A 25,337-nucleotide genomic window follows, 5' to 3' on the forward strand; every position below is an offset into this window, starting at 1 on the left:
GGTGTATCTCTTTGCTTCTGGTTGCGATGGCGAAGAGCTAGACACTTTACTTATTAAAAGTAAGTACGTACATTTTTGTTAGTTTGAATTCTTTGAGGTCTCTATGCCAACACTCAGTGACGCTGTCCGTTCGGGCAAGCTGGTGGGCAACCTGCAAGCTCAGGAATGTCCATCGCGCGATATCCTCAAACATGTCACTGGTCGCTGGGCCGTTTTGACACTGATCGCCCTTCAGGGGCGGACGATTCGCTTTGCCACGCTCAGGCGGACGATCGGCGGGGTAAGTGACCGGATGCTGACGCAGACGCTTCAGACGCTGGAGGCGGACGGCTTCGTGCATCGGCAGGCCTTCAAGGTCGTACCGCCGCATGTAGAATACAGCCTGACCACTATGGGCGAAGAGGTCGCGCAACATGTGCGCGTGCTCGCCGACTGGATCGAAGACAACACCAGCACTATCGTGTCGACTCGGAGAAAGATCACGGCGGAATAAACAGCCTCGATTGGGCTGCAACCTTCGACAATCAACTATGCCGCAACAAGTACCCTTCGACTTTGCTGATTGTTGTGGCGGTTGCAAAGCATTCAAAGCTGCCGTTCAGGCCAGGTATTCCAAGGGCAGCTATGTCCCGCATAGCGGCCGTTTGCTCCACCGCAGCAAAAGCGTGCTTCGTCCGCACGGCTGTCGCATGTACGGTGGCTCGAGAGTGAGTGGCTTGTTCCATCCTCAAGCGGGCTGTGGCCTGAGGCCACCCATCTGCCGTTCGGCCACTTTGACCGCAACAAACAGCGCCATGATCCAGCCGGTGAACACCGACGTGGCGATGCCAAGCCAGACGCCCCAGACGTCAAAGCCCAGAAGTGCGATGAACACCCAGATGAAGAAGGCGACGCCAAAGCCCTGACGGTAGATGCTGATCCAGAGCGTGTAAATCGGGCGCTTCATCGCTTGCAGCAGGGAGTTGATGGAGAACAGCATCATGTAGATGGGAAAGAGAAACCCGTCGACCAGCAGGTAGCTGGCGCCGATCGCGATCACGTCGGGGTCGGATGTGAAGGGGCGCATCGCCCAGGCCCCTCCGAACCACAGGAGCGGCATTGCGATCACCGACAGCGCAAAGCCCAGCTTCCAGCAGAAGAACACGGCATCGCGCACGCGGTCATATTCCTTGGCCCCGAAATTCTGACCCGCAATGGGCAGCAGCGCGCCGGTCATGCCCAGCACCGGAAGAAGCAGGATCTGTTCGATCCTGAGTGCGACGCCATAGGCGGCGATGGCATCTTCGCCGAAGTTCTTGAGCGCAAATTGGACGACAAAGCCGGACACGAACATCACCACCATTGCCGTTGTGGCGGGCAGCATCTGTTCAAAGATGGCCTTGTAACACGCAGGATCGGGGACGAATTCGGCGCGTTTGACCCTCTCCATCATGTTCAGGTTGAACACGCGGGACAGGATGAACAGCATCACCCCGGTCTGGCTGATGACGGTGGCGGCGGCGATGCCGTTAAAGCCCATGCCGCCCCAGATGCCGGGAATGCCGAACATCATGAGCGGGTTGAGGCCGATATTGGCAAAGAACGCGACCATCATGGCGCGTTGCATCGATCGTGTGTCCCCATGCGCCTGCAGGATGCCGTTGCCGCCATAGGCCAGCAGGAAACCGGGCAGGGCGAGGATCAGCAGGTGGAAATAGCCCAAGGCCGCGTCGCGGTATCCTCCGGGTTCCGACACCAGCGCGATCAGGTGCGGCCCGGCGAACCAGCCGCCGACCATCAGCAATGCAGTCGCGATCACCCCAAAGCTGAGGCCCTGTGCGGCAAGGCTGCGGCTGGCCTTGGTGTTTTTTTCGCCCTTGGCGTTGCTGACCAGCGCGCTGAGCGCAGAGCTCAGGCCAAAGCCCACGGCCATCATGATGAAGAACGCCTGATAGCCGATTGCCAGACCCGCCTGCGCCTCGGTCGAGAGTTTGCCGGCGAAATAGACATCGACGACATTATAAAGTGTCGAGAACAGCATCCCCAAAGCGGCGGGGATGGCGAGGTTCCTGTAGTGGGTCAGCATCGGCCCGGTGGTCAGATCGTCGTTAACTGGTGTGGCCACGGGCATTCCTGTCTGAAAGGGGGCGGGCAAACGCCAGACCGTACGTTCTGCGATACACGGAAAGGGCGGGAAAGCCAAAGACCTTTGGCATGTCGCTTTTGACGTGGAGAGCGCCCGGGTTGCCTGTTACTCCGGGCGGTATGATACAACTCTCCGACAACATGCGCGGCGCGCTTTTGATGTGTGTCTCGATGGCCGCCTTTACCTTTGGGGATGCGTCCATCAAGGCCACCGGCGGAGACTTGCCGTTATCGCAATTGCTGGTGATCCGCGGGACATTGGCCACGGCGGCGCTGATCGCGATGGCGATGTATTTCAAGGGTCTGAAGCTGCGACTGCCCGCATCGGACTGGGCGCTGATCGTGGGTCGCGGCCTTGCCGAAGCGGCTGCGGCGTATTTCTTTCTCACCGCGCTTTTGGTGATGCCCCTGGCCAATGTGAACGCGCTTTTGCAGATGTTGCCGCTGACAGTGACCTTGGGGGGAGCGTTGGTGTTCCGCGAAGCTGTGGGTTGGCGGCGCTGGACGGCGATCATCATCGGTTTTATCGGCATGTTGCTGATCGTGCGGCCCGGCACGGACGGGTTCACCTCGGCCTCGGTCTACGCGCTCTGTGCCGTGGCGGCGGTGACGGTGCGCGATCTGGTCACGCGGCGTGTGTCGAAGGCGGTGCCTTCGCTGACAGTGACGGTGTTTTCGTCCTTCATTGTGACGCTGTTTGCCGGGCTGTGGTCCATCGAGCAGGAGTGGGTGGTGATGACACCGCGCCTGACGATGCTGGTACTGATGGCGACAAGTTTTGTCGTCTGCGCCTATCTGTGCAGCGTGATGGTCATGCGTGTCGGAGAGGTCAGCTTTGTCGCGCCGTTCCGCTATACCGGTCTGGTCTGGGCGTTGATCCTGGGCTTTCTGGTCTTCGACGAATGGCCTGAACCGCTGACCGTGATCGGGGCGGCGATCATCGTGGCCACGGGGGTGTTCAGCCTGTTGCGCGAGGCGCAATTGAAGCGACGGGCGCGAACGCCGATTCTACCGCGTCAGCCGTAAGGGCGAACCGCCGGTTCAGTGTTTCGATATGTTCGACGGTCGGGGCGTGAAAATCCGGATTGTCGACCTTGGCCTTCTGACGGGAATCGTTGCTGCCGTGATGGGCCCGCAGAAACATTGGCGTGTCCGTGAAGGTCACCGTGGGCATGAACCGGTTGATGCGGCTGTGGGCGAAATTCATCAGGCTTTGTCGGACGCCGCCCTGAACGGCCATCGCCTGCGCCACGCCGAGGTACGGGTTGACTGTTTCCGTGATTTCGAACGGGTGCAGGTCGGACCGGCAGAGCGTGTAGCCGCGGTTCCAGTCGAATCCCACAAGTTTGTTGCCAAGAACCAGCGCAGCGCAATCGGTGGCGGCCTTGCGCAGACGGGCAACGAAATCGACAGCCAGTGCGTCGTCATCGTCGTGACGGACTTGCAGACAGGGTTGGTTGATATGCTTGCGGGCTGCGTTCAAAACCGATTGGCACACCTGGCGGTGGGGTGCGGGGTCGCGTGCGATGATGCGGGCTTGCGGCATATCCGCGACCAATGCCTGCAGCCGCGCCAGATATCGATCCGGCAGGCAGGTGCCGACAAGGATGACGAAGTCGAAATCGGGATCGGTTTGCGCCTTGAGACCGGGCAGGCACAGGTGTTCGAACAGGGCAAACCGCTGTTCCATGCGTTCCGTCGCGTAGAGAAAGGCGCGCCGGTCCTCGATCGCGTCATGCTCGACCTGAAAACCCCCTTCGGCGGGATAGGAAAATCGACAGAAAACGATGGTCTGCATGACGATTGCCCCTGTGTAACGACTGCAACTCGTGTAAGAAGACTGTGCCTTGGCAACGCGGCGCACACAAGCGCCGGGGTGCTGTTGACAAGCTTTCCGACTCTCCATATACGCGCGTCTAATTCGGCAGGGGGAATACCTGTTTTGCCGATTTACAGGACTGGAGCGGTCAAGATCCGGGCGCAAGCCCCGATCCTCTGGAAATGCACCGTATCGCTTCCTCGAAGGAGGCGGATGCGGTTCTTTGCGTCGTTTTTGTAGAAAAACGGCGAGAATTGAACAGGGTCAAGCGGACGCGCCTGATCTTCATACGAAACCCGCACGGGACACCCCGTGCACCACATATGTGAGCTACACGGGGAAAGAACCGGAATGCCAACGATCCAACAGCTGATCCGCAAGCCGCGGCAGCCGAAAATCAAGCGCTCGAAGTCGCAGCACCTCGAGCAGTGCCCGCAGAAGCGGGGCGTTTGCACACGCGTCTATACAACCACACCGAAGAAGCCGAACTCGGCGATGCGGAAAGTGGCCAAGGTCCGTTTGACCAATGGTTACGAAGTCATCAGCTACATCCCCGGTGAAAGCCACAACCTTCAGGAACACTCTGTGGTTCTGATCCGTGGTGGTCGTGTGAAAGACCTTCCGGGTGTGCGCTATCACATCCTGCGTGGTGTTCTGGATACCCAGGGCGTCAAGGACCGGAAACAGCGCCGTTCGAAATATGGCGCGAAGCGTCCGAAGTAAGAGGAATTACAGATGTCTCGTCGTCACGCCGCAGAAAAACGCGAAGTCCTGCCCGACGCCAAGTATGGCGACCGGGTTCTGACTAAGTTCATGAACAACCTGATGATCGATGGTAAGAAGTCGGTCGCGGAACGCATCGTCTACAACGCGCTCGATCGCGTCGAAGGCAAGGTAAAGCGCGCGCCAGTGGAAATCTTCCACGAGGCGTTGGACAACATCAAGCCGTCGGTCGAAGTGCGTTCCCGCCGGGTTGGTGGTGCGACCTACCAGGTGCCCGTCGAAGTGCGCCCCGAGCGTCGCGAAGCGCTTGCGATCCGCTGGTTGATCAACGCCAGCCGCGCCCGCAACGAAAACACCATGGAAGAGCGCCTTGCCGCTGAACTTCTGGATGCCGTGAACTCCCGCGGGTCCGCAGTGAAGAAGCGTGAAGACACTCACAAGATGGCCGACGCGAACAAAGCGTTCAGCCACTACCGCTGGTAATAGGAGCCAAGATCAATGGCACGCGATTATCCCCTTCAGCGCTACCGGAACTTCGGGATCATGGCGCATATCGATGCAGGCAAGACAACCTGTACCGAGCGTATTCTGTACTATACCGGCAAGTCCCACAACATCGGTGAAGTGCACGATGGTGCCGCCACCATGGACTGGATGGAGCAGGAGCAGGAACGCGGCATCACGATCACGTCCGCTGCTACCACCACGTTCTGGCAGCGTCAGGATGACCCGACCGCCGATGGCACCTCGGACACCAAGTTCCGGATGAACATCATCGACACCCCCGGCCACGTCGACTTCACGATTGAAGTTGAGCGTTCGCTGGCGGTTCTCGATGGCGCGATCTGCCTTCTCGATGCCAACGCAGGTGTCGAACCGCAGACCGAAACCGTGTGGCGTCAGGCCGACCGGTACAAGGTTCCGCGCATCGTGTTCGTCAACAAAATGGACAAGATCGGCGCCGATTTCTACAAGTGCGTCGAGATGATCGCTGACCGGACGGGCGCTGTGCCTGCTCCGATCCAGCTGCCGATTGGCGCCGAGACCGAACTCGAAGGCATCATTGACCTCGTGACCATGGAAGAGTGGGTCTATCAGGGTGAAGATCTGGGCGCGTCCTGGGTCCGTCAGCCGATCCGCGAAAGCATGGAAGACCTGGCGCAGGAATGGCGTGCCAAGCTCATCGAGAACGCCGTCGAAATGGACGACGAAGCGATGATGGAGTATCTCGAAGGCAATGAGCCTGACGTTGATACCCTTCGCAAGCTGATCCGCAAGGGCACACTCGCGATGAAATTCGTGCCGGTTCTCGCTGGTTCCGCGTTCAAGAACAAAGGTGTGCAGCCGTTGCTGAACGCCGTGATCGACTATCTGCCCAGCCCGCTGGACGTTGTTGATTACATGGGCTTCAAGCCCGGCGACGAAACGGAAACACGCAACATCGCGCGCCGTGCTGACGACAACATGCCGTTTGCCGGCCTCGCATTCAAAATCATGAACGACCCGTTCGTGGGCTCTCTGACGTTTACCCGGATCTATTCGGGCAAGCTCAAGAAGGGTGACTCGATGCTCAACTCCACAAAAGGTGGAAAAGAGCGTGTGGGCCGCATGATGATGATGCATGCCATCAACCGTGAAGAAATCGAAGAAGCCTTTGCGGGTGACATCATCGCGCTTGGCGGTCTCAAGAACACAACGACCGGCGACACATTGTGTGATCCGCAGGACGCCGTTGTTCTTGAAACGATGACCTTCCCGGAGCCGGTGATCGAGATTGCGGTCGAACCGAAGACCAAGGCCGACCAGGAAAAGATGGGCGTTGCTCTGGCACGTCTCGCGGCCGAAGACCCGTCGTTCCGCGTCGAAACCGACTTCGAGTCCGGTCAGACGATCATGAAGGGCATGGGCGAACTTCACCTCGACATTCTCGTCGATCGCATGAAGCGCGAGTTCAAGGTCGAGGCGAACATCGGTGCGCCGCAGGTGGCCTATCGTGAAACCATCGGCCACGAGGTCGAACATGCCTACACCCACAAGAAACAGTCGGGTGGTTCGGGTCAGTTCGCTGAAGTGAAGCTCATCATCACGCCGACAGAACCGGGTGAAGGATATTCGTTCGAGAGCCGCATCGTTGGTGGTGCCGTTCCGAAGGAATACGTCCCGGGTGTCGAAAAGGGCATCAAGTCGGTCATGGACTCCGGTCCGCTGGCGGGCTTCCCTGTGATCGACTTCAAGGTGGCTCTGGTCGACGGTAAGTTCCACGACGTGGACTCCAGCGTTCTCGCATTCGAAATCGCAGCACGTATGTGTATGCGTGAAGGTATGCGGAAAGCCGGTGCGAAGCTTCTCGAACCGATCATGAAGGTCGAGGTGGTCACACCCGAAGAATATACCGGTGGCATCATTGGTGACCTGACATCCCGTCGGGGCCAGGTGACCGGTCAGGAACCGCGCGGCAACGCTGTTGCCATCGGCGCAATGGTTCCTCTGGCCAATATGTTCGGCTACATCAACACGTTGCGCTCCATGTCTTCGGGCCGCGCGCAGTTCACGATGCAGTTCGATCATTACGATCCGGTTCCGCAGAACATCTCGGAAGAGATTCAGGCGAAATACGCATAACCCGGGCGGGTTCGCCCGCCTCGCGGTGCGTGGGAAACCACGCACCCTACCAACCCTGTAGGATGTGTGCGCAGCACGCACCGTGATAAAAGAAAAGGAGCTTTGCAATGGGCAAGGAAAAGTTTGAGCGCGGCAAGCCGCACTGCAACATTGGCACGATTGGTCACGTTGACCACGGCAAGACGACGCTGACGGCGGCGATCACGAAGTACTTTGGCGACTTCAAGGCGTATGACCAGATCGACGGTGCGCCGGAAGAGAAGGCCCGTGGTATCACGATCTCGACCGCACACGTGGAATACGAGACCGACGCGCGTCACTACGCTCACGTCGACTGTCCCGGCCACGCCGACTACGTGAAGAACATGATCACCGGTGCTGCCCAGATGGACGGCGCGATCCTGGTTGTGAACGCAGCTGACGGCCCGATGCCGCAGACCCGCGAGCACATCCTGCTGGGCCGCCAGGTGGGCATCCCCGCCATGGTGGTGTTCATGAACAAGGTGGACCAGGTGGACGATCCGGAACTTCTGGAACTCGTCGAGATGGAAATCCGCGAGCTTCTGTCGGCCTATGACTACCCGGGCGACGACATTCCGATCGTTGCGGGCTCGGCTCTGCACGCCATGAACGGCACGCAGCCGGAAATCGGCGAGATGAAGATCCGCGAACTGATGCAGGCTGTTGACGACTACATCCCGCAGCCGGCGCGTGCGATCGACCAGCCGTTCCTGATGCCGATCGAAGACGTGTTCTCGATCTCGGGCCGTGGTACGGTTGTGACCGGCCGTGTGGAGCGTGGCGTGATCAATGTGGGCGACTCGATCGAGATCGTCGGTATCCGCGACACCCAGACCACGACCTGCACCGGTGTGGAAATGTTCCGCAAGTTGCTGGACCGTGGTGAAGCCGGCGACAACATCGGCGCCCTGCTGCGCGGCATCGACCGCGAAGGCGTTGAGCGTGGCCAGGTTCTCTGCGCGCCGAAATCGGTGAAGCCGCACACCCGCTTTGAAGCCGAGGTCTACATCCTGACCAAGGAAGAAGGCGGCCGCCACACACCGTTCTTCGCGAACTACCGTCCGCAGTTCTATTTCCGGACAACCGACGTGACGGGCACCGTGACGCTGCCGGAAGGCACCGAGATGGTGATGCCGGGCGACAACCTGAAGTTCGACGTTGAACTGATCGCACCGATCGCCATGGAAGACGGCCTCCGCTTCGCCATCCGCGAAGGCGGCCGCACCGTCGGTTCGGGCGTCGTGTCCAAAATCGTCGACTAAGTCGCGACGATCCCAAATTGCGCGGGGCGGCGTCATGCCGTCCCGTATTCGGTTCGATGAAGGGGCAGGGTGGTCCTGCTTCATCCTCTCAACCGCAACGCCAATAAAGGCTAAGACCAATGCAAAGCCAAAACATTCGCATTCGGCTCAAGGCGTTTGACTACCGTGTGCTCGACGCGTCGACACAGGAAATCGTCAACACCGCAAAGCGGACGGGCGCCACAGTGCGCGGCCCGATTCCGCTGCCGAACAAGATTGAGAAGTTCACCGTTCTGCGTGGCCCGCACGTCAACAAGAAGTCGCGTGACCAGTGGGAAATCCGTACCCACAAGCGTCTGCTCGACATCGTTGATCCGACCCCGCAAACCGTTGATGCGCTGATGAAGCTCGACCTCGCCGCCGGCGTGGACGTCGAGATCAAGGTATAAGGAGGGTATCCCAATGATGCGCTCTGGTATCATCGCGAAAAAAGTCGGCATGACCCGGCTTTTCATGGAAGACGGAAAGCAGATTCCCGTGACCGTCCTCCAGCTCGACAATCTTCAGGTGGTCGCTCAGCGCACACCCGAACAGCACGGCTACTCGGCAGTTCAGCTGGGCACCGGTTCGATCAAGGCAAAGCGCGTCTCCAAGGCGATGCGCGGTCACTTTGCTGCGGCGAACGTGGAACCCAAGCGGAAGGTCGCGGAATTCCGCGTCGCGCCCGAGAACCTGATCAACGTTGGTGAAGAGATCACGGCTGACCACTACTTCGAAGGTCAGTATGTGGATGTCTCCGGCACCTCGATCGGTAAGGGTTTTGCCGGTGCCATGAAGCGTCACAACTTCGGTGGTCTGCGCGCGTCGCACGGTGTGTCGATTTCGCACCGTTCGCACGGCTCCACCGGTCAGTGTCAGGATCCGGGCAAGGTCTTCAAAGGTAAGAAGATGGCCGGTCACATGGGCGCTGTCAAAGTGACGACACAGAACCTCCAGGTTGTGAAGACGGACGCGGAACGCGGCATCATCATGATCAAAGGCGCCGTTCCCGGCTCCAAAGGTGGTTGGGTGACCGTCAAGGACGCCATGAAGAAGCCGACGCCGGAAAACGTGATCCTGCCCGCCGCTCTGCGGTCGGCTGGTGAAGAAGCCAAGCGTCTGGCCGAAGAAGCCGCCGCTCAGGCCGCAGCTGAAGCAGCCGCCGCAGCAGAAGCTGCCGCAGCCGAGGCAGCCGCAGCCGAAGAAGCCGCTCTGAAAGAAGCCGAGGCGGAAATTCAGGCCGAGAAGAAGGAAGGCGACGAATGAAACTCGACGTGATCAAACTGGACGGCGGAACCGCCGGGTCGGTCGAGCTGGGCGACGAGATCTTCGGTCTCGAGCCGCGCGCCGACATTCTGCACCGCGTCGTTCGCTGGCAGCGCAACAAAGCGCAGGCCGGTACACACAAGGTGAAAACACGGTCCGAAGTCAGCTACTCGACCAAGAAGATCTACCGCCAGAAAGGCACCGGTGGCGCACGTCACGGCTCCCGTAAGGCACCGATCTTCCGCAAGGGTGGTATCTACAAGGGCCCGACACCGCGCAGCCACGCGCATGACCTTCCCAAGAAGGTGCGCAAGCTGGGCCTCATGCACGCGTTGTCCGCCAAGGTCAAAGACGGCTCGCTTGTCATCATCGAGAACATCGAATCCGATGGCAAGACATCGTCTCTGGCCAAGCAGGTCAAGAACCTGGGTTGGAAGCGCGCGCTGATCATCGACGGGGCAGAGGTGAATGAAAACTTCATCCGCGCCGCAGCAAATATCGAAGGTCTCGATGTTCTGCCGTCGATGGGGGCAAACGTCTATGACATCCTGAAGCGTGACACTCTCGTGCTCACCAAGGCGGGTGTCGAAGCACTGGAGGCTCGTCTGAAATGAGCGCGAAAGCTGAACATTACGATGTGATCCGCAAGCCGATCATCACCGAGAAAACCACAATGGCATCCGAAAATGGTGCCGTGGTCTTTGAAGTGGCGATCGACGCCAACAAACCGCAGATCAAAGAGGCCGTCGAGGCTCTGTTTGGTGTGTCGGTCAAGGCGGTGAACACGACGATCACCAAGGGCAAGGTCAAGCGCTTCCGCGGCCAGTTGGGCAAGCGGAAAGACGTGAAGAAGGCCTACGTGACCCTCGCCGAAGGCAACACGATCGACGTGACCACAGGTCTGTGATCCGGTCGGGTTCCGGCCCGGTCTACGAGAATTGGAAAGCCCCTCGCCAGTGATGGCGGGGGGCTTTTAGCTGATTAGTTTTACTGAGTCGTTTATGCTACAGTCAGCAGAAAATACGTGGCGCAAAGCTTCGCCAAATCGTAAGTTTGTGAAAAAACTACGAAAATTATTTCGAACTCAGGACACCAATGCGTTGAAAGTATAACTATATATGGTAGGGTTAGGTCATGGAGGCCCTAAATGAGCAGACTGCTTCCAGATTTTGAAATATGTGCGGCCAATGCGAACTACGGAGTTATCTGTTGATATCTCTACGGGGGCTGTGCATATTGATTTGGCTGGAAGACTCTTCAGTTTGGTCTTCTGTACATGAATGAGTGAGTGTCGCTCGGGCGCAGGTAGCTCCTGTGGCATCGAGTATGCTATGATCACCTTGCTCAAAGATCCCAGTCGTGCTTGCACCATGGCTGGGATCACAAGCTTTACAAAATTGTTTTTTGCGTCTGTTTTTGCGTGGCGTTGAATGTAGTAAACGCACGAACGGTTAACGATGTAGAAATGAATGTGAATTATGGTTCCCGAGCTTACTCCATTGTTTCAGCGAAAACTCGGGAACCCCGTCCTTAGACGGTGTTTGCTGCAACCATCATCAGCATGTCAAAGTGCAGAAGCATATCTGCGGTAATGACCACTATCAGATGGAAGGCGAATTGCTTTGCGAAAGCATACATCGCAGCCTCCTACTTAAGGTTTCTGTACATGTCTGCAAATCAACCCATTTGGGTTTGCACTGATTAGCAGCAACGACACTTTCCCCGTCATTGGCCTTTCGATCAAGTTTTTTCTTAAGTTATCCACATGGTTTTGCTAGGACTTATCCACAGGATAATTGCGAGTAGGCGGAAACTCCCAAAAAATGCACACTCATTGTATTTACTGTCGCGGCTTGGACTTGAGCGCACATAAAATAATTGGAATGCTACTTGCGCGATTTCGGGGCCTCGGCAAAGGCTGTTCAAAATAGCCGCCATGTGTTTGGTGTAGCCTTTCCGGGCCTCGGGCCAAACAGAACCTCGGGGCAAGCCCAGGGATGACGGTGCGGTATACGACGCCAAGAACATGCTCTTTCTCGGGCCACAGCGCTTGACGCCACGCGCCACACCGCCTAGTAACCCCCAACCGCGCAGCCCCGGATTCGTCCGGGGCTTCGTTGTTGCGTTAACCGGGGACCTTCGGGGCCCTATACCTACGGCGGATACGTCCGCCCAAACATAGCGGGTCACACAAGACCTGCACTGCTAACGGAAGACAGAAAGCATGGCACTCAAGTCGTATAAGCCGACGACGCCGGGCCAGCGCGGGCTGGTGCTGATCGACCGTTCGGAGCTGTGGAAAGGCCGTCCGGTCAAAGCCCTTACTGAGGGTTTGACCAAATCGGGTGGCCGGAACAACACCGGACGTATCACATCCCGTCGTCGCGGTGGTGGGGCGAAACGCCTCTACCGGATCGTTGATTTCAAGCGGAACAAGTTTGACGTGGGCGCAACCGTTGCGCGCATCGAATATGACCCGAACCGCACCGCCTTTATCGCGCTCGTTCAGTATGACGATGGCGAACAGGCCTATATCCTTGCCCCGCAGCGTCTCGCTATCGGCGACCGCGTGATCGCATCGGCCAAGGCCGACGTGAAGCCGGGCAACGCGATGCCGTTCTCGGGCCTGCCCATCGGCACAATCATTCACAACATCGAGCTGAAGCCCGGCAAGGGTGGTCAGATCGCACGTGCCGCAGGCACCTACGCTCAGTTCGTGGGTCGTGACGGTGGCTACGCGCAGATCCGTCTGAGCTCGGGTGAACTTCGTATGGTCCGTCAGGAATGCATGGCCACCGTCGGTGCCGTGTCGAACCCGGACAACTCGAACCAGAACTTCGGTAAAGCCGGTCGTATGCGCCATTACGGCAAGCGTCCGTCGGTCCGTGGTGTCGTCATGAACCCGATCGACCACCCGCACGGTGGTGGTGAAGGCCGGACCTCGGGAGGTCGTCACCCGGTGACCCCGTGGGGCAAGCCGACCAAGGGCAAGAAGACCCGCAACAGAAACAAGGCGTCGCAGAAGCTGATCATCCGCTCGCGTCACGCCAAGAAGAAGGGGCGGTAAACCATGTCGCGCTCTGTATGGAAGGGCCCGTTCGTCGATGCCTATGTCTTGAAGAAGGCAGAAGCGTCGCGTGAATCCGGCCGCAACGAAGTCATCAAGATCTGGTCGCGCCGCTCGACGATCCTGCCCCAGTTCGTGGGCCTGACGTTTGGCGTCTACAACGGCCAGAAGCATGTTCCTGTGAACGTCACCGAAGACATGATCGGTCAGAAGTTCGGTGAATATTCGCCGACCCGGACCTATTACGGTCACGCGGCTGACAAAAAAGCGAAGCGGAAGTAAGTCATGGGCAAGGAAAAGAACCCCCGCCGCGTGGCTGACAACGAAGCCATGGCGAAGCTGCGGATGCTGCGCACCAGCCCGCAGAAACTCAACCTGGTCGCTGGTCTCATCCGCGGCAAGAAAGTGGACAAGGCGCTGACCGATCTGACCTTCTCGAAGAAGCGGATCGCGGCAGACGTGAAGAAATGCCTTCAGTCGGCCATCGCCAATGCCGAGAACAACCACGGGCTTGACGTGGACGAGCTGATCGTCGCCGAAGCCTATGTGGGCAAGAACCTCGTGATGAAGCGTGGCCGTCCGCGGGCACGTGGCCGTTTCGGCAAGATCATGAAGCCGTTTTCGGAGATCACCATCAAGGTGCGTCAAGTCGAGGAGCAAGCCTAATGGGTAACAAGACCAATCCGATCGGCATGCGCCTTCAGGTGAACCGCACCTGGGACAGCCGCTGGTACGCAGACACCAAGGACTACGGCAATCTTCTGCTCGAAGACATCGCAATGCGCGAGTTCATCGAGAAAGAGTGCAAGCAGGCCGGTGTGGCCCGTGTCATCATCGAACGTCCGCACAAGAAGTGCCGCGTGACCATTCACACAGCCCGTCCGGGCGTCATCATCGGCAAGAAAGGCGCGGACATCGAGACGCTCCGCAAGAAGCTGGCCGCGATGTCTGATTCCGAACTGCACCTCAACATCGTTGAAGTGCGCAAGCCGGAACTGGACGCCCAGCTGGTTGGCGAAAGCATCGCCCAGCAGCTCGAGCGTCGTGTGTCCTTCCGTCGTGCCATGAAGCGCGCCGTGCAGAACGCCATGCGTATGGGTGCCCTTGGGATCCGCGTGAACGTTGCCGGCCGTCTGGGTGGCGCGGAAATCGCACGGACTGAATGGTACCGCGAAGGCCGTGTGCCGCTGCACACGCTGCGCGCCGACATCGACTATGCCCATGTCGAGGCGGAAACGCCCTACGGCATCATCGGCATCAAGGTCTGGATCTTCAAAGGCGAGATCATGGAGCATGATCCGTCCGCTCGGGATCGTAAGGCACAGGAACTGCAAGACGGTCCCGCACCGCGTGGTGCTGGCGGCGGTCGGAGGAACTAATCATGCTTCAACCAAAGCGTACAAAATTCCGCAAGATGTTCAAAGGCCGGATCAAGGGCGAAGCCAAGGGCGGCTCCGATCTGAACTTTGGCACCTTCGGCCTCAAGGCGCTTCAGCCTGAGCGTGTGACTGCACGTCAGATCGAAGCAGCCCGTCGTGCCATGACGCGTCACATGAAGCGTCAGGGCCGTGTCTGGATCCGGATTTTCCCGGATACTCCGGTCACGTCGAAGCCGACCGAAGTCCGTATGGGTAAAGGTAAGGGTTCGGTCGATTATTGGGCCGCCAAGGTGAAGCCGGGCCGCGTGATGTTCGAAATCGACGGTGTCGGTGAGGACGTCGCCCGCGAAGCGCTGCGTCTGGCCGCGATGAAGCTGCCGATCAAGACCCGCGTCGTGGTTCGCGAGGACTGGTAAGCGGTTCGGTGCGTCCAAGCACGCACCCAACGAGGTAGGAAACCCCCGGTGTGAAAACGCCGGGGGTTTTTACTTGAAAAAAACGTCGTTTAATCACACATCTTGGAGGTCGGAAGACACAAAGAGATTTACGTTAGGATTTTAGCGTGAGCACTGAAAAGACAACAAAATTGGCTGTAGAGGGCGGTTGGATATCACGCGGCGCAAAGAGCGGTCGATTTGTGTCGGTGGAAAGCGGGTCCAAGATCTCGAAAAGTTCTGCAAAGACGGAAAAGACTTTGGAAGACGTCAAGTCTCGTCGGAAGGACGCGCTTGCGCGACTAGCTGATCGCTAAACGGCATTACAGGCTGACTTTGGCGGATGCCATCGCCGCGCATGAGATAGCGTTGCAGTTTGGTGGGCGTGCGGGCATTGTGAGTTTGCATCTCATCCAGTCTGCAATTTTTAGACCTTACTCGGGTTACCATATTCGAATTTGGTCAAAAGCAGCGGCGTTGTTAGAGAGCGTGGTAAATAACCACGGTTTCGTCGACGGCAACAAACGTACCGCATGGGTATTGACCGAATTGCTCATCGAACGGAGTGGATACAGCCTCGATATCGCAGATGACGAACGGGTAGATGATCTCGTGGTCGATGTGGCTCAAGGAAAATTATCGTTTGTCGACTTGGAGCAATGGTTCGCACAGCATCTTGTCCGCAAAAAAAACGACTGATCACTCCCACCGATAATTAAAGCTCACGGACACCCGCTCCTCCTCCGACTGGTTCATCACCACCTCGTGGCGCAGCCAGCTTTCCCAGAGCAGGACGTCACCGACCGCAGGTTTCACATAGATGAAGTTCCGCATCTCCTCGCGCGCGTCTTTGCGGCGGGGTGGGGCGGCCATCATCATCGCGTGGCGGGGGTCTTCCAGCTTCAGCGCGGATGCGCCTTCGGGCATGGACACGTAGGTCGTGCCGGAAATCACCGAATGGGGGTGGATGTGGGCCGCGTGAAAGCCGCCTTCCGGCAAGATGTTGATCCAAAGGTCCTCAAGCACCAGCTTGCGCCCGTCCAGACCGAATTCCAGATCCTCGGCAAAAGCGGCCACATGGGCGTCGAGCGATGTGACCAGATCGGCAAAGATCGGAAAGCGCCAGGGCAGGTCTGAGAGGGACGCATAGGAGGTGTAGCCGGGATACGCGTTGTCCTCGCACCATTGCTGGCCGGCCTCGTCATCTTCGGCGATGGCGAAACAGGAGTTTTCCATTTCATTGGCATCAATTGCCGGTCCGTGTTCTGACAGCGGTGCGTGGTAGAGGCGGGTCACGAAGAGGGAAGATATTGTGCTCATGTGCCCGTCATAATATGCGGTGCAGGCGATGGCGAGAGGACATTGTCGCCCCTTGTAAACAAAGGGGTTGCGCCATCGGGTTGTCCGGCCTATACGGCGCGCTCATCCACCTCCACCGGGAATCAGGGTGACCCACGATAACGATGGGGCTCTCCGGTGATGTTGATAGAAAGGAACGGCGCATGAACGCCAAGGAACTGAATGACAAGACCCCGGATCAGCTCCGGGATGAGCTTGTCGCGCTGAAGAAAGAGGCCTTCAACCTCCGCTTTCAGCAGGCCACAAGCCAGCTTGAGAACACCGCACGCATCCGTCAGGTGCGTCGCAACGTGGCACGTATCAAGACCGTGCTGAACCAGAAGGCCGCCGCTGCGGCCAGCGACGCGTAAGAGGGAGCCACAGATATGCCCAAGCGTATTCTTCAAGGTGTCGTCACCTCGACTGCGAATACTCAGACCGTGACCGTGTCGGTCGAGCGTCGCTTCAAGCACCCGGTTCTTCAGAAGACGATCCGGAAGTCCAAGAAATATCGCGCCCATGATGAGGCCGAGACATTCGCCGTAGGGGACGTTGTCCGCATTCAGGAATGCGCCCCCAAATCGAAGACCAAACGTTGGGAGGTTATCGCTGAGTAAGCGATAGCCTTTCGGCATTTACGAAACCCCCGGGCCAATGTCCTTATCAGGCGGTCCGGGACGTCGGGAGAAACACTATGATCCAGATGCAGACCAATCTGGATGTTGCTGACAACAGCGGCGCACGCCGTGTTCAGTGCATCAAGGTTCTGGGTGGGTCCAAGCGGAAATATGCGTCGGTGGGTGACATCATCGTCGTTTCCGTGAAGGAAGCCATCCCGCGCGGTCGCGTGAAGAAAGGTGACGTCCGTAAGGCCGTCGTCGTGCGCACCGCCAAAGAAGTCCGTCGCGAAGACGGCACAGCCATCCGTTTTGACCGCAACGCCGCCGTCATCCTGAACAACGCAGGTGAGCCGGTCGGTACGCGTATCTTCGGCCCGGTTGTGCGTGAGCTCCGCGCCAAGAACTTCATGAAAATCATCTCGCTTGCTCCGGAGGTGCTGTAATGGCTGCGAAACTCCGTAAAGGCGACAAGGTGGTCGTGCTTGCCGGCAAAGACAAAGGCAAGTCGGGCACCATTTCCTCCGTCGATCCGAAGGCTGGCAAAGCCGTCGTCGACGGTGTGAACGTTGCGATCCGCCACGTGCGCCAGTCCCAGACCACTCAGGGCGGCCGCACCCCCAAGGCGATGCCGATCGACCTGTCGAACCTGGCTATCGTTGACAAGAACGGCAAACCGACCCGCGTTGGCTTCAAGATCGAAGGCGACAAGAAGGTCCGTTATGCCAAGACAACAGGGGATGTGATCGATGCTTGATGCTGCAACCTACACCCCGCGTCTCAAGACGATTTATCGTGACGCCATCAAGGCCGCGATGAAGGAAGAGTTCGGCTACTCGAACGACATGATGATTCCGCGCCTCGACAAGATCGTGCTGAACATCGGCTGCGGTGCTGAAGCTGTCCGTGACAGCAAGAAAGCAAAATCCGCTGTTGAGGACCTGACGAAGATCGCGGGTCAGCAGGCCGTGACCACCAAGGCAAAGAAATCCATCGCGGGCTTCCGCGTTCGTGAAGAAATGCCGCTTGGTGCCAAGGTGACCCTGCGTGGCGACCGGATGTACGACTTCCTCGATCGTCTGATCACAATCGCGATGCCCCGCATCCGGGACTTCCGCGGCGTGAAGCCGTCCTTTGATGGTCGTGGCAACTTTGCCATGGGCATGAAAGAGCACATCGTGTTCCCCGAAATCGACTTCGACAAGGTCGATGAGGTTTGGGGCATGGATATCATCATCACGACGACCGCAAAGACCGACGCGGAAGCCAAGGCGCTGTTGAAGCACTTCAACATGCCGTTCAACGCCTGAGGGGACTGATACCATGGCGAAGAAATCCATGATTGAACGCGAAAAGAAGCGTCAGAAGCTGGTGGCCCGTTACGCGGCCAAGCGTGCTGAGCTCAAAGAAATCGCGAACGACGAAAGCAAGCCGATGGAAGAGCGTTTCAAGGCGCGCCTGAAGCTTGCAAAACTGCCGCGGAACAGCGCGCCGTCGCGCCTGCACAACCGCTGCCAGCTCACCGGGCGTCCGCACGCCTATTATCGTAAACTCAAGGTCAGCCGGATCATGCTTCGTGAACTTGCCAGCAATGGACAAGCCCCCGGTATGGTCAAGTCGAGCTGGTAAGGAGGGCATAGAATGAACGATCCTATCGGCGATATGCTCACCCGTATCCGCAACGCACAGATGCGCGGCAAGTCCACCACCATGACACCGGCGTCCAAGCTGCGTGGCCGCGTTCTCGCGGTGATGGCGGACGAAGGCTACATCCGCGGTTTCGAAGAAACCAAGGACAAGAACGGCCACCCCGCATATGAAATCAGCCTGAAGTACTACGATGGCACACCCGTGATCCGCGAACTCAAGCGCGTGTCCAAGCCGGGCCGTCGTGTGTATCTGGGTGTGGACGACATCCCGCAGGTCCGTCAGGGTCTGGGTGTGTCGATCGTGTCCACGTCCAAAGGCGTCATGACCGATGCAAACGCTCGCAGCCACAATGTTGGCGGCGAAGTGCTTTGCACCGTCTTCTAAGGAGGTCTGGTAATGTCTCGTATTGGTAAACAGCCGGTCGAGCTGCCCTCGGGTGTCACTGCATCCGTGTCTGGCCAGACCGTCGAAGTGAAGGGCCCGAAAGGCGCCAAGAGCTTCACCGCGACCGACGATGTCACCATCGCGGTTGAAGACAACGTGATCACCGTGACTCCGCGTGGCAAGTCCAAGCGCGCGCGCCAGCAGTGGGGCATGTCCCGCACTATGGTTGCGAACCTCGTGCATGGCGTGACCAACACGTTCAAGAAAGAGCTTGAAATTCGGGGTGTTGGTTACCGTGCTCAGCTTCAGGGCAATGTCCTGAAACTGAACCTCGGTTTGTCGCATGACGTTGATTTCGAAATTCCGGAAGGTGTGGTTGTGACCGTGCCCAAGCAGACTGAGATTATCGTGGAAGGTCACGATGCTCAGCAGGTTGGTCAGGTTGCCGCCAACATTCGTGAATGGCGTCGCCCAGAGCCCTACAAGGGCAAGGGCATTCGCTATAAGGACGAATACATCTTCCAGAAGGAAGGCAAGAAGAAGTAAGGACGCAAGGACATGGCAAACAGTAAACGTGATCTGTTCCAGAAGCGCCGTCTGCGCGTTCGGAACAAACTTCGCAAGGTCAATGCAGGGCGCGTGCGCCTCAGCGTTCACCGCTCGAACAAGAACATCAGCGTTCAGCTGATCGACGACGTTCGCGGCGTGACACTGGCAGCGGCTTCGACGATGGAAAAAGAGCTTGGCGGCAAGAACGATGTCGCTTCGGCAGCCAAGGTTGGCGCGGCAATTGCCGAGCGGGCCAAGAAAGCCGGGATCGAAGAAGCGTATTTCGACCGTGGCGGTTTCCTCTTTCACGGCCGCGTCAAGGCTTTGGCCGACGCAGCCCGCGAAGCTGGTCTGAAGATCTAAGCGATCGGTGCGTGCTGGCACGCACCTCATACACACCGTAGGCCGGGCTTCTGCCCGGCACACGTTTTGCGGAGGGGGCGACCCCTCCCGATGATCCGGGAGCACCGAAAGGCTCACCTGGATTGGTCAAACGGGCCAGTGGCCCACAACACAAAGGATGCCTAGATGGCAGAACGTGAAAACAATCGTCGTGGCAATCGCCGCGAACGTGAAGAGCAGGCACCGGAATTCGCGGATCGCCTTGTCGCAATCAACCGGGTGTCCAAGACCGTTAAGGGTGGTAAGCGTTTCGGCTTCGCCGCGCTTGTCGTTGTGGGCGACCAGAAAGGCCGCGTCGGCTTTGGCAAAGGTAAGGCCAAGGAGGTCCCCGAGGCCATCCGCAAGGCAACCGAGCAAGCCAAGCGCAAGATGATCCGCGTGCCGCTGCGCGAAGGCCGCACGCTGCACCACGACATCGAAGGCCGTCATGGCGCCGGCAAGGTCGTGATGCGCACAGCACCGACCGGTACGGGTATCATCGCCGGTGGTCCGATGCGTGCCGTGTTCGAAATGCTGGGCGTTCAGGACGTTGTCGCCAAGTCGATCGGCTCGCAGAACCCCTACAACATGATCCGCGCCACGCTTGATGGTCTCGGCAAAGAGTCCAGCCCGCGCTCCGTCGCACAGCGTCGTGGCAAGAAAGTGGCCGACATCCTGCCCAAGCGTGAAGACGCTCCGCAGGACAGCGCCCACGTTGCTGAGGAGGCTTGATCCACATGGCTAAGACAATCGTTGTAAAGCAGATCGGTTCCCCGATCCGCCGCCCGGAAGTTCAGCGCAAGACCCTGATCGGTCTGGGTCTGAACAAGATGCACCGCACACGCGAACTCGAAGACACCCCTTCGGTCCGCGGCATGGTGCGCAGCATCCCGCACCTCGTCGAGATCATCGAAGAGCGCGGCTGAGCGATACGCTGACTGAGCGCCTTGTTGCGCTTGGATGAAGAATGAAGAACGCCCGTTGTACAACAGCGGGCGTTTTTTCGTTCAGCCTGCGTTCCCTTCGACGGTCACGCGCCACCCGATCACGGGGCAACCCAGCGTCATCCGCAGCGCATCGGTCAATTCGTCAATGGTTTCGGTCGTGACGTAAATTCCGCCCGTCGCATCGGCGAGGCAGCGTGCGACATTGGCTTCGCCGAATTCCTGTTCGGGATTGTTCCACTGAAAATAACCGTCATGCGGGTTCAGCTGAAACCCGATCACGTGGACGGTGAGATCATAAGCCTGATCTGCGAGCGCGGCGCCAAGGGCACAGGGGCGCCCGCCGCATGTTTCGGACCCATCCGTGAGCAGGACGATCACACCCGGTTCGGTGCGGTACTGCATGACCTCAGCCGCGCGTGCGACCGAGGCCGTGAGGGGCGTCAGCCCGCCAGGCGCGAAATTGCGCGTCGCTTCGAGGATCGGTTCTGCAGATTTCTCTATGGGCAGAAAGCGCAGCGAGATGCCTTCGCAGGCGTCGCCGACCTGCTGTGGCCCGTAAATCATCAATCCGACACGGCGAATGTCCTCGATCTCGGGCAGGGCGCGGGCCATGGCCCGCTGCGCTTCGGCGATTTTCGGCAGGCCGCGAATGCCCATCGAGGAATCGATCATGGAAGTTGACCCGTCGAATACCAGCATCGCGTCGGTCGTGCAATCAGGATGCACGACGGTCGGCAGAAGGGCGAGGGCAAGCGCAAGTCGCATGAGGCAACTATGCCACTGCAGGGCTTGCGCGCAAGGCTGTCTGAGGGAGAGGCAGCATGCGATCTGTAGTTCTACTCAAGATTTGCGGACCTCCGCGATGAGTGGGTGTTTCGAAGGGTATCTTGGGAGCAAGTGTCAAGATGGCGGAATGAATCAGCCCAGTCTTGACCCAAATGCCTGTTGAGGTGTCAAGTTTACGAACTAGAGGAGATTATAACGATGGCCGAATACACGATGGATGTGCCACTTATTCCGCAGACAAAATCGAACAGTTGCTGGCATGCAAGCATTCGGATGGTGAAAGCCTATGCCGGAGTTGCCACATTGACCGGTCAGCAGAAAACCGAAGCTTTTCAGAAGGAGTGGCACGAGGACAAAGGGACGCGTGATTACACCGGACTTGCGCGGGCGGAAGGGTTCACGATGCTGTCCGCTAACCGACCGCAATTTACTGTACCTTCGCTGCTTAATACGTTGCAACGTTTTGGTCCGATTTGGACCAACACAACTGATGGGTTTCTCTGGCAACACGCGGTTGTGATCATGGGCGTCACTGACGAGATGGGAGATGTTGTTTTCATCAATGATCCGTGGCCCATTGACACCGGAAAGAAAGGTCACATCGTGCCACTTGAGGACTTCAACAAAGTCGCGGCAATCACCGCGCAGATGTATTATCCGCCGAATGCCAGATCATAAGCGCTGTGCCCCCTTGATCCGGAATGGGCAACCCTCTATACGCCCCCGGTGGCCCAAAGGGTCACTGAGTCTAAAATCAAGAAAAGCCGCGTTCGTCCCACATCGCTTCGGGGGCGTTTCCGGCAAAGGAGAAGCGATATGAAACTGCATGAACTGCGCGACAATCCCGGCGCAACCAAGCGCAAGAAGCGCGTTGGCCGTGGTCCGGGCTCCGGCCTCGGTAAAATGGGTGGCCGTGGTATCAAGGGTCAGAAATCCCGTTCGGGTGTGGCCATTGCCGGTTACGAAGGCGGCCAGATGCCGCTCTACCAGCGTCTGCCGAAGCGTGGCTTCAACAAGCCGAACCGCAAGGCGTTCGCCGTGGTCAATCTGGGCCTGATCCAGAAATTCGTCGATGCTGGCAAGCTTGACGCGAAGGGTACCATTGACGAGGACGCGCTGGTCGCCTCCGGTCTGGTCCGTCGCAAGCTGGACGGCATCCGCGTGCTCGCCAAGGGCGACATCACTGCGAAAGTGACGCTGGCAGTCACCGGCGCTTCGAAATCCGCGATCGACGCGGTGGAGAAGGCTGGCGGCTCACTGACGGTCACAACCGCGCAGGCTGCCGAATAAGAGGTTGTGAGCGGCCCCTGCGCCGCTTACATAGCCTCCAGAGCTTTCCAAACGCCGCCTGAGCCGGACCGCTCATGGCGGCGTTCATCATAAAAGAGACCCGCATGGTATCAGCAGCAGAACAAATGGCCGCGAATACAAGCTGGGCTGCGCTCGGCAAAGCGACCGATTTGCGCAACCGCATCCTGTTTACGCTTGGCCTTCTGATCGTTTACCGCATCGGCACTTTCATCCCCGTTCCCGGGATTGATGGCATCGCCCTGCGCGAATTCATGGAGCAGGCGCAGCAGGGGATTGGGGGCATCCTCACGATGTTCACCGGTGGCGCACTGGGCCGAATGGGCATTTTTGCCCTTGGCATCATGCCCTATATCTCGGCCTCGATCATCGTTCAGCTTCTGGCCTCCATGGTGCCGTCGCTGGAACAGCTGAAGAAAGAGGGCGAAGCGGGTCGCAAGAAGATCGCGCAATACACCCGTTACGGCACGGTGTTCCTTGCCACGTTCCAGGCCTACGGCCTTGCCGTCAGCCTTGAAGCGGGCGATTTGGTGACTGATCCGGGTTGGTTCTTCCGCGCGTCCTGCGTGATCACCCTTGTGGGTGGGACAATGTTCCTGATGTGGCTGGGGGAACAGATCACCCAGCGCGGCGTTGGCAACGGGATCTCGCTGATCATCTTCGTTGGTATCATCGCTGAAGTGCCCGCCGCGTTGGCGCAGTTCTTTGCGTCGGGCCGGTCGGGTGCGATCAGCCCTGCCGTGATCGTTGGGGTGATCCTCATGGTCATTGCGGTGATCATGTTTGTGGTCTTCATGGAACGGGCGCTCCGAAAGATCACGATTCAATATCCCCGTCGTCAGATGGGCATGAAAATCGCCGAAGCGCAGAGCAGTCATCTGCCGGTCAAGGTCAACCCGTCGGGCGTGATTCCCGCGATCTTTGCCAGCTCGCTTCTGCTGTTGCCTACGACCATAAGCACCTTCAGTGGTCAGCAGACCGGCCCGGTCATGTCGACGATCCTTGCCTATTTCGGGCCGGGACAGCCGCTGTACCTGTTGTTCTTCGGGGCGATGATCGTCTTCTTCGCTTACTTCTACACCTTCAACGTGTCGTTCAAGGTGGATGATGTGGCCGACAACTTGAAGAACCAGAATGGCTTTGTTCCGGGCATCCGTCCGGGTAAAAAGACGGCCGAGTATCTCGAATACGTGGTCAACCGCGTGCTGGTTCTGGGCTCGGCCTACCTGACCGCGGTCTGTCTGCTGCCAGAAATTCTGCGCGGTCAGTTCGCGATCCCGTTCTACTTTGGCGGTACATCCGTGCTGATCGTGGTGTCGGTGACGATGGACACGATCCAGCAGGTGCAGAGCCATCTTCTGGCCCACCAGTACGAAGGTCTCATTCAAAAGTCGCAACTGCGCGGTAAGGGTAAGGCCAAAGGCAAAAGACGGAGCCCGGCGCGTCGATGAACATCATACTGTTAGGCCCGCCAGGTGCGGGCAAAGGCACTCAGGCGCGGTTCCTTTGTGACGAACGTGACATGATCCAGCTTTCGACCGGCGACATGCTGCGCGAAGCCAAGGACAGTGGCACGGAAATGGGCAAGGTCGTGGCAGACGTCATGGCCCGCGGTGAACTGGTCACGGACGAGATCGTCATCGGTCTCATCCGCGAAAAGCTGGGCGGAGACAAAAAGGGTGGTTTCATCTTTGATGGCTTCCCTCGCACACTCGCCCAAGCCGATGCGCTAGGCGCGCTTCTGGCTGAGACGGGCGAGACGCTGGATGCGGTGATCGAGATGCAGGTCGACGACAATGCACTTGTCGCCCGCATCACGGCACGCTCCACCTGCGGCTCCTGCGGCGAGGTCTTTAACGACCACACCAAGCCGATCCCGGCGGATGGCAAGTGCTCCAACTGCGGCGGCACTGAATTCAAGCGCCGTGCGGACGACAATGAGGACAGCCTCAAGCAGCGTTTGATGGAGTACTACAAAAAGACCTCGCCGCTGATTGGCTACTACTACGCCAAGGGGCAACTGTCGTCTGTTGACGGTCTGGGCGAAATGTCCGCCGTGAAAGCGGACATCGCCAAGGTGCTCGACGCCTAATCGCAGCGCTCCGATGCTCCCGCACTACGGGCCGCCTCAAGCGCGTCCTTGATGGGGGCATCTTCAACCAAAACCGACAGCGGCGCATCAGCCGCTGTTGCGACATAGACCGAGAAGGTCGCCTCGGGGTCTGGGCCCGACCCGGTTCTGCAAGCTGCCACCGTGATCGAGAATGTGCCATTGGTTGCGCGCGGTGCGTCTGTTTCCCATGCATTGAACAAGTCCCGCAGTCGAATGTACTCCGCGCGGTCTTCTGGATCGAGACGGAAGAGCAGCATCCCCTGCGCGGTTTCCAACCTCTCCAATTCGAACACACCCATGTCCGCTTGTCCTGTGTCAGACCGCGTTGCGGCAAAGGTCAGAACGGCGCCGTCCGGGGGGATTGTGACGCCAACGGGCAAGTTTATGCCCGCGCGGATGTCGTCCGGATTTGCTGTGAGAGGCGACAGTTTCGACAGCGCCGCAAGGGCACTGGGGTCAATGGAGCTGCATCCGACGAGGGCGATTGCGGCTAGAATTGATGTCAAGCGCATAAATATTTCCTTGATTC

The 25,337-nt window shown here is 58.6% G+C and carries 36 protein-coding genes; 31 read left to right on the plus strand and 5 right to left on the minus strand.

Annotated features, from left to right (window positions below; all coding sequences use genetic code 11):
* Nucleotides 1–103 precede the first annotated feature (103 nt).
* Complete coding sequence (locus ACMVPR_RS21605) at nucleotides 104–493, plus strand: winged helix-turn-helix transcriptional regulator (protein ID WP_416884537.1); 390 nt, start codon at nucleotides 104–106, stop codon at nucleotides 491–493.
* Nucleotides 494–727: 234 nt separating this feature from the next.
* On the opposite strand, the gene ACMVPR_RS21610 is transcribed toward ACMVPR_RS21605, so the two are convergent.
* Complete coding sequence (locus ACMVPR_RS21610) at nucleotides 728–2,104, minus strand: MATE family efflux transporter (RefSeq protein WP_416884538.1); 1,377 nt, start codon at nucleotides 2,102–2,104, stop codon at nucleotides 728–730.
* A gap of 140 nt (nucleotides 2,105–2,244) precedes the next feature.
* Here ACMVPR_RS21610 and ACMVPR_RS21615 point away from each other — a divergent pair, with 140 nt between their 5' ends.
* A complete protein-coding gene (locus tag ACMVPR_RS21615; protein ID WP_416884539.1) occupies nucleotides 2,245–3,150 on the plus strand; it encodes a DMT family transporter in 906 nt (301 codons plus the stop codon).
* On the opposite strand, the gene ACMVPR_RS21620 is transcribed toward ACMVPR_RS21615, so the two are convergent.
* Complete coding sequence (locus ACMVPR_RS21620) at nucleotides 3,083–3,922, minus strand: putative rhamnosyl transferase (RefSeq protein ID WP_416884540.1); 840 nt, start codon at nucleotides 3,920–3,922, stop codon at nucleotides 3,083–3,085. The two genes, ACMVPR_RS21615 and ACMVPR_RS21620, sit on opposite strands and share 68 nt — an antisense overlap.
* Nucleotides 3,923–4,294: 372 nt before the next feature.
* Between ACMVPR_RS21620 and rpsL the strand changes: the two genes are divergently transcribed.
* The 14 genes from rpsL (at nucleotide 4,295) to ACMVPR_RS21690 (ending at nucleotide 15,434) form a co-directional block, all read left to right on the plus strand.
* Nucleotides 4,295–4,666 (plus strand): 30S ribosomal protein S12, encoded by a 372-nt coding sequence (gene rpsL, locus ACMVPR_RS21625; protein ID WP_054000841.1) that lies wholly within the window; start codon nucleotides 4,295–4,297, stop codon nucleotides 4,664–4,666.
* Nucleotides 4,667–4,678: 12 nt separating this feature from the next.
* Entirely contained in the window at nucleotides 4,679–5,149 is a 471-nt protein-coding gene (gene rpsG, locus ACMVPR_RS21630; RefSeq protein ID WP_292270649.1) for a 30S ribosomal protein S7, read from the plus strand.
* A gap of 15 nt (nucleotides 5,150–5,164) precedes the next feature.
* Nucleotides 5,165–7,288, plus strand: coding sequence for an elongation factor G (gene fusA / locus ACMVPR_RS21635; protein ID WP_416884541.1), 2,124 nt, complete (start codon nucleotides 5,165–5,167; stop codon nucleotides 7,286–7,288).
* Nucleotides 7,289–7,395: 107 nt separating this feature from the next.
* Nucleotides 7,396–8,571, plus strand: coding sequence for an elongation factor Tu (gene tuf / locus ACMVPR_RS21640; protein ID WP_416884528.1), 1,176 nt, complete (start codon nucleotides 7,396–7,398; stop codon nucleotides 8,569–8,571).
* A gap of 119 nt (nucleotides 8,572–8,690) precedes the next feature.
* Nucleotides 8,691–8,999, plus strand: coding sequence for a 30S ribosomal protein S10 (rpsJ, locus tag ACMVPR_RS21645; protein ID WP_188483786.1), 309 nt, complete (start codon nucleotides 8,691–8,693; stop codon nucleotides 8,997–8,999).
* Nucleotides 9,000–9,012: 13 nt separating this feature from the next.
* Nucleotides 9,013–9,855 carry a 50S ribosomal protein L3 gene (gene rplC / locus ACMVPR_RS21650; RefSeq protein WP_292268113.1) on the plus strand — a complete coding sequence of 281 codons (843 nt, stop codon included), beginning with the start codon at nucleotides 9,013–9,015 and terminating at the stop codon, nucleotides 9,853–9,855.
* On the plus strand, nucleotides 9,852–10,469 hold the full coding sequence (rplD, locus tag ACMVPR_RS21655) for a 50S ribosomal protein L4 (RefSeq protein ID WP_416884542.1): 618 nt from the start codon (nucleotides 9,852–9,854) through the stop codon (nucleotides 10,467–10,469). Before rplC ends, rplD begins: the two co-directional genes overlap by 4 nt.
* The gene (locus ACMVPR_RS21660) at nucleotides 10,466–10,762 is read left to right on the plus strand and encodes a 50S ribosomal protein L23 (protein ID WP_292268116.1); all 297 of its coding nucleotides are present in this window, start codon (nucleotides 10,466–10,468) and stop codon (nucleotides 10,760–10,762) included. The genes rplD and ACMVPR_RS21660 overlap by 4 nt, the downstream gene beginning before the upstream one ends.
* Before the next feature lie 1,317 nt (nucleotides 10,763–12,079).
* Nucleotides 12,080–12,922 (plus strand): 50S ribosomal protein L2, encoded by an 843-nt coding sequence (gene rplB, locus ACMVPR_RS21665; protein WP_300584878.1) that lies wholly within the window; start codon nucleotides 12,080–12,082, stop codon nucleotides 12,920–12,922.
* A 3-nt stretch (nucleotides 12,923–12,925) separates the two neighbouring features.
* Complete coding sequence (gene rpsS / locus ACMVPR_RS21670; protein WP_085628850.1) at nucleotides 12,926–13,204, plus strand: 30S ribosomal protein S19; 279 nt, start codon at nucleotides 12,926–12,928, stop codon at nucleotides 13,202–13,204.
* A 3-nt stretch (nucleotides 13,205–13,207) separates the two neighbouring features.
* Nucleotides 13,208–13,588 (plus strand): 50S ribosomal protein L22, encoded by a 381-nt coding sequence (gene rplV, locus ACMVPR_RS21675; protein WP_292268124.1) that lies wholly within the window; start codon nucleotides 13,208–13,210, stop codon nucleotides 13,586–13,588.
* Complete coding sequence (rpsC, locus tag ACMVPR_RS21680) at nucleotides 13,588–14,301, plus strand: 30S ribosomal protein S3 (RefSeq protein WP_292268125.1); 714 nt, start codon at nucleotides 13,588–13,590, stop codon at nucleotides 14,299–14,301. The genes rplV and rpsC overlap by 1 nt, the downstream gene beginning before the upstream one ends.
* A 2-nt stretch (nucleotides 14,302–14,303) precedes the next feature.
* On the plus strand, nucleotides 14,304–14,717 hold the full coding sequence (gene rplP, locus ACMVPR_RS21685) for a 50S ribosomal protein L16 (RefSeq protein ID WP_188483779.1): 414 nt from the start codon (nucleotides 14,304–14,306) through the stop codon (nucleotides 14,715–14,717).
* A gap of 354 nt (nucleotides 14,718–15,071) precedes the next feature.
* The gene (locus ACMVPR_RS21690; RefSeq protein WP_416884543.1) at nucleotides 15,072–15,434 is read left to right on the plus strand and encodes a type II toxin-antitoxin system death-on-curing family toxin; all 363 of its coding nucleotides are present in this window, start codon (nucleotides 15,072–15,074) and stop codon (nucleotides 15,432–15,434) included.
* Here ACMVPR_RS21690 and ACMVPR_RS21695 read toward each other — a convergent pair whose 3' ends face one another.
* Nucleotides 15,435–16,055, minus strand: coding sequence for a 2OG-Fe(II) oxygenase family protein (locus tag ACMVPR_RS21695; RefSeq protein ID WP_416884544.1), 621 nt, complete (start codon nucleotides 16,053–16,055; stop codon nucleotides 15,435–15,437).
* 182 nt (nucleotides 16,056–16,237) lie between these two features.
* On the opposite strand from ACMVPR_RS21695, the gene rpmC reads away from it, so the two are divergent.
* The 11 genes from rpmC (at nucleotide 16,238) to rpmD (ending at nucleotide 20,580) form a co-directional block, all read left to right on the plus strand.
* Entirely contained in the window at nucleotides 16,238–16,444 is a 207-nt protein-coding gene (rpmC, locus tag ACMVPR_RS21700; protein ID WP_292063933.1) for a 50S ribosomal protein L29, read from the plus strand.
* A 15-nt stretch (nucleotides 16,445–16,459) separates the two neighbouring features.
* A complete protein-coding gene (gene rpsQ / locus ACMVPR_RS21705) occupies nucleotides 16,460–16,690 on the plus strand; it encodes a 30S ribosomal protein S17 (RefSeq protein ID WP_292268127.1) in 231 nt (76 codons plus the stop codon).
* A 77-nt stretch (nucleotides 16,691–16,767) separates the two neighbouring features.
* Nucleotides 16,768–17,136 carry a 50S ribosomal protein L14 gene (rplN, locus tag ACMVPR_RS21710; RefSeq protein WP_007427594.1) on the plus strand — a complete coding sequence of 123 codons (369 nt, stop codon included), beginning with the start codon at nucleotides 16,768–16,770 and terminating at the stop codon, nucleotides 17,134–17,136.
* On the plus strand, nucleotides 17,136–17,447 hold the full coding sequence (gene rplX / locus ACMVPR_RS21715; protein ID WP_416884545.1) for a 50S ribosomal protein L24: 312 nt from the start codon (nucleotides 17,136–17,138) through the stop codon (nucleotides 17,445–17,447). The genes rplN and rplX overlap by 1 nt, the downstream gene beginning before the upstream one ends.
* Nucleotides 17,440–18,000: a 50S ribosomal protein L5 gene (gene rplE, locus ACMVPR_RS21720; RefSeq protein WP_292268130.1), complete on the plus strand. Its 561-nt coding sequence runs from the start codon at nucleotides 17,440–17,442 to the stop codon at nucleotides 17,998–18,000. Before rplX ends, rplE begins: the two co-directional genes overlap by 8 nt.
* Nucleotides 18,001–18,013: 13 nt before the next feature.
* A complete protein-coding gene (rpsN, locus tag ACMVPR_RS21725) occupies nucleotides 18,014–18,319 on the plus strand; it encodes a 30S ribosomal protein S14 (RefSeq protein ID WP_292268131.1) in 306 nt (101 codons plus the stop codon).
* Between the two features lie 12 nt (nucleotides 18,320–18,331).
* The gene (gene rpsH, locus ACMVPR_RS21730) at nucleotides 18,332–18,724 is read left to right on the plus strand and encodes a 30S ribosomal protein S8 (RefSeq protein WP_292268132.1); all 393 of its coding nucleotides are present in this window, start codon (nucleotides 18,332–18,334) and stop codon (nucleotides 18,722–18,724) included.
* Between the two features lie 12 nt (nucleotides 18,725–18,736).
* Nucleotides 18,737–19,270: a 50S ribosomal protein L6 gene (rplF, locus tag ACMVPR_RS21735; protein ID WP_416884546.1), complete on the plus strand. Its 534-nt coding sequence runs from the start codon at nucleotides 18,737–18,739 to the stop codon at nucleotides 19,268–19,270.
* Nucleotides 19,271–19,282: 12 nt separating this feature from the next.
* Nucleotides 19,283–19,636 (plus strand): 50S ribosomal protein L18, encoded by a 354-nt coding sequence (gene rplR, locus ACMVPR_RS21740; protein WP_292268135.1) that lies wholly within the window; start codon nucleotides 19,283–19,285, stop codon nucleotides 19,634–19,636.
* Nucleotides 19,637–19,801: 165 nt separating this feature from the next.
* The gene (gene rpsE, locus ACMVPR_RS21745; RefSeq protein WP_416884547.1) at nucleotides 19,802–20,386 is read left to right on the plus strand and encodes a 30S ribosomal protein S5; all 585 of its coding nucleotides are present in this window, start codon (nucleotides 19,802–19,804) and stop codon (nucleotides 20,384–20,386) included.
* A 5-nt stretch (nucleotides 20,387–20,391) separates the two neighbouring features.
* Complete coding sequence (rpmD, locus tag ACMVPR_RS21750) at nucleotides 20,392–20,580, plus strand: 50S ribosomal protein L30 (RefSeq protein WP_292268137.1); 189 nt, start codon at nucleotides 20,392–20,394, stop codon at nucleotides 20,578–20,580.
* 81 nt (nucleotides 20,581–20,661) lie between these two features.
* Here rpmD and ACMVPR_RS21755 read toward each other — a convergent pair whose 3' ends face one another.
* Complete coding sequence (locus ACMVPR_RS21755; RefSeq protein ID WP_300584882.1) at nucleotides 20,662–21,366, minus strand: vWA domain-containing protein; 705 nt, start codon at nucleotides 21,364–21,366, stop codon at nucleotides 20,662–20,664.
* Nucleotides 21,367–21,585: 219 nt separating this feature from the next.
* On the opposite strand from ACMVPR_RS21755, the gene ACMVPR_RS21760 reads away from it, so the two are divergent.
* The 4 genes from ACMVPR_RS21760 (at nucleotide 21,586) to ACMVPR_RS21775 (ending at nucleotide 24,787) form a co-directional block, all read left to right on the plus strand.
* Nucleotides 21,586–22,065 (plus strand): papain-like cysteine protease family protein, encoded by a 480-nt coding sequence (locus ACMVPR_RS21760; protein ID WP_416884548.1) that lies wholly within the window; start codon nucleotides 21,586–21,588, stop codon nucleotides 22,063–22,065.
* A gap of 138 nt (nucleotides 22,066–22,203) precedes the next feature.
* The gene (gene rplO, locus ACMVPR_RS21765) at nucleotides 22,204–22,677 is read left to right on the plus strand and encodes a 50S ribosomal protein L15 (protein WP_292268141.1); all 474 of its coding nucleotides are present in this window, start codon (nucleotides 22,204–22,206) and stop codon (nucleotides 22,675–22,677) included.
* Nucleotides 22,678–22,781: 104 nt separating this feature from the next.
* Nucleotides 22,782–24,146 carry a preprotein translocase subunit SecY gene (secY, locus tag ACMVPR_RS21770; protein ID WP_416884549.1) on the plus strand — a complete coding sequence of 455 codons (1,365 nt, stop codon included), beginning with the start codon at nucleotides 22,782–22,784 and terminating at the stop codon, nucleotides 24,144–24,146.
* On the plus strand, nucleotides 24,143–24,787 hold the full coding sequence (locus ACMVPR_RS21775; RefSeq protein WP_416884550.1) for an adenylate kinase: 645 nt from the start codon (nucleotides 24,143–24,145) through the stop codon (nucleotides 24,785–24,787). The genes secY and ACMVPR_RS21775 overlap by 4 nt, the downstream gene beginning before the upstream one ends.
* On the opposite strand, the gene ACMVPR_RS21780 is transcribed toward ACMVPR_RS21775, so the two are convergent.
* On the minus strand, nucleotides 24,784–25,320 hold the full coding sequence (locus ACMVPR_RS21780; protein ID WP_416884551.1) for a hypothetical protein: 537 nt from the start codon (nucleotides 25,318–25,320) through the stop codon (nucleotides 24,784–24,786). The two genes, ACMVPR_RS21775 and ACMVPR_RS21780, sit on opposite strands and share 4 nt — an antisense overlap.
* Between the last annotated feature and the right edge of the window lie 17 nt (nucleotides 25,321–25,337).

This window comes from Marivita sp., assembly GCF_048006345.1.
Classification (GTDB): domain Bacteria; phylum Pseudomonadota; class Alphaproteobacteria; order Rhodobacterales; family Rhodobacteraceae; genus Marivita.

What these genes read in the sequence shown, in the direction of transcription:
- rpsG (WP_292270649.1), top strand. Translation starts at nt 4,679, where the DNA reads ATGTCTCGTCGTCACGCCGCAGAAAAACGCGAAGTCCTGCCCGACGCC.
- ACMVPR_RS21780 (WP_416884551.1), bottom strand. Translation starts at nt 25,320, where the DNA reads ATGCGCTTGACATCAATTCTAGCCGCAATCGCCCTCGTCGGATGCAGC.
- rplB (WP_300584878.1), top strand. Translation starts at nt 12,080, where the DNA reads ATGGCACTCAAGTCGTATAAGCCGACGACGCCGGGCCAGCGCGGGCTG.
- ACMVPR_RS21605 (WP_416884537.1), top strand. Translation starts at nt 104, where the DNA reads ATGCCAACACTCAGTGACGCTGTCCGTTCGGGCAAGCTGGTGGGCAAC.
- rpmC (WP_292063933.1), top strand. Translation starts at nt 16,238, where the DNA reads ATGAACGCCAAGGAACTGAATGACAAGACCCCGGATCAGCTCCGGGAT.
- rplP (WP_188483779.1), top strand. Translation starts at nt 14,304, where the DNA reads ATGCTTCAACCAAAGCGTACAAAATTCCGCAAGATGTTCAAAGGCCGG.
- ACMVPR_RS21695 (WP_416884544.1), bottom strand. Translation starts at nt 16,055, where the DNA reads ATGAGCACAATATCTTCCCTCTTCGTGACCCGCCTCTACCACGCACCG.
- ACMVPR_RS21660 (WP_292268116.1), top strand. Translation starts at nt 10,466, where the DNA reads ATGAGCGCGAAAGCTGAACATTACGATGTGATCCGCAAGCCGATCATC.
- ACMVPR_RS21620 (WP_416884540.1), bottom strand. Translation starts at nt 3,922, where the DNA reads ATGCAGACCATCGTTTTCTGTCGATTTTCCTATCCCGCCGAAGGGGGT.
- rplN (WP_007427594.1), top strand. Translation starts at nt 16,768, where the DNA reads ATGATCCAGATGCAGACCAATCTGGATGTTGCTGACAACAGCGGCGCA.
- rpsN (WP_292268131.1), top strand. Translation starts at nt 18,014, where the DNA reads ATGGCGAAGAAATCCATGATTGAACGCGAAAAGAAGCGTCAGAAGCTG.
- rpsH (WP_292268132.1), top strand. Translation starts at nt 18,332, where the DNA reads ATGAACGATCCTATCGGCGATATGCTCACCCGTATCCGCAACGCACAG.
- secY (WP_416884549.1), top strand. Translation starts at nt 22,782, where the DNA reads ATGGTATCAGCAGCAGAACAAATGGCCGCGAATACAAGCTGGGCTGCG.
- fusA (WP_416884541.1), top strand. Translation starts at nt 5,165, where the DNA reads ATGGCACGCGATTATCCCCTTCAGCGCTACCGGAACTTCGGGATCATG.
- rpsS (WP_085628850.1), top strand. Translation starts at nt 12,926, where the DNA reads ATGTCGCGCTCTGTATGGAAGGGCCCGTTCGTCGATGCCTATGTCTTG.
- rplD (WP_416884542.1), top strand. Translation starts at nt 9,852, where the DNA reads ATGAAACTCGACGTGATCAAACTGGACGGCGGAACCGCCGGGTCGGTC.
- rpsJ (WP_188483786.1), top strand. Translation starts at nt 8,691, where the DNA reads ATGCAAAGCCAAAACATTCGCATTCGGCTCAAGGCGTTTGACTACCGT.
- rplC (WP_292268113.1), top strand. Translation starts at nt 9,013, where the DNA reads ATGATGCGCTCTGGTATCATCGCGAAAAAAGTCGGCATGACCCGGCTT.
- rplE (WP_292268130.1), top strand. Translation starts at nt 17,440, where the DNA reads ATGCTTGATGCTGCAACCTACACCCCGCGTCTCAAGACGATTTATCGT.
- rplX (WP_416884545.1), top strand. Translation starts at nt 17,136, where the DNA reads ATGGCTGCGAAACTCCGTAAAGGCGACAAGGTGGTCGTGCTTGCCGGC.
- rplV (WP_292268124.1), top strand. Translation starts at nt 13,208, where the DNA reads ATGGGCAAGGAAAAGAACCCCCGCCGCGTGGCTGACAACGAAGCCATG.
- ACMVPR_RS21615 (WP_416884539.1), top strand. Translation starts at nt 2,245, where the DNA reads ATGATACAACTCTCCGACAACATGCGCGGCGCGCTTTTGATGTGTGTC.
- rpsE (WP_416884547.1), top strand. Translation starts at nt 19,802, where the DNA reads ATGGCAGAACGTGAAAACAATCGTCGTGGCAATCGCCGCGAACGTGAA.
- rplO (WP_292268141.1), top strand. Translation starts at nt 22,204, where the DNA reads ATGAAACTGCATGAACTGCGCGACAATCCCGGCGCAACCAAGCGCAAG.
- rpsQ (WP_292268127.1), top strand. Translation starts at nt 16,460, where the DNA reads ATGCCCAAGCGTATTCTTCAAGGTGTCGTCACCTCGACTGCGAATACT.
- ACMVPR_RS21760 (WP_416884548.1), top strand. Translation starts at nt 21,586, where the DNA reads ATGGCCGAATACACGATGGATGTGCCACTTATTCCGCAGACAAAATCG.
- rplR (WP_292268135.1), top strand. Translation starts at nt 19,283, where the DNA reads ATGGCAAACAGTAAACGTGATCTGTTCCAGAAGCGCCGTCTGCGCGTT.
- rplF (WP_416884546.1), top strand. Translation starts at nt 18,737, where the DNA reads ATGTCTCGTATTGGTAAACAGCCGGTCGAGCTGCCCTCGGGTGTCACT.
- tuf (WP_416884528.1), top strand. Translation starts at nt 7,396, where the DNA reads ATGGGCAAGGAAAAGTTTGAGCGCGGCAAGCCGCACTGCAACATTGGC.
- rpsL (WP_054000841.1), top strand. Translation starts at nt 4,295, where the DNA reads ATGCCAACGATCCAACAGCTGATCCGCAAGCCGCGGCAGCCGAAAATC.
- ACMVPR_RS21755 (WP_300584882.1), bottom strand. Translation starts at nt 21,366, where the DNA reads ATGCGACTTGCGCTTGCCCTCGCCCTTCTGCCGACCGTCGTGCATCCT.
- ACMVPR_RS21775 (WP_416884550.1), top strand. Translation starts at nt 24,143, where the DNA reads ATGAACATCATACTGTTAGGCCCGCCAGGTGCGGGCAAAGGCACTCAG.
- rpsC (WP_292268125.1), top strand. Translation starts at nt 13,588, where the DNA reads ATGGGTAACAAGACCAATCCGATCGGCATGCGCCTTCAGGTGAACCGC.
- rpmD (WP_292268137.1), top strand. Translation starts at nt 20,392, where the DNA reads ATGGCTAAGACAATCGTTGTAAAGCAGATCGGTTCCCCGATCCGCCGC.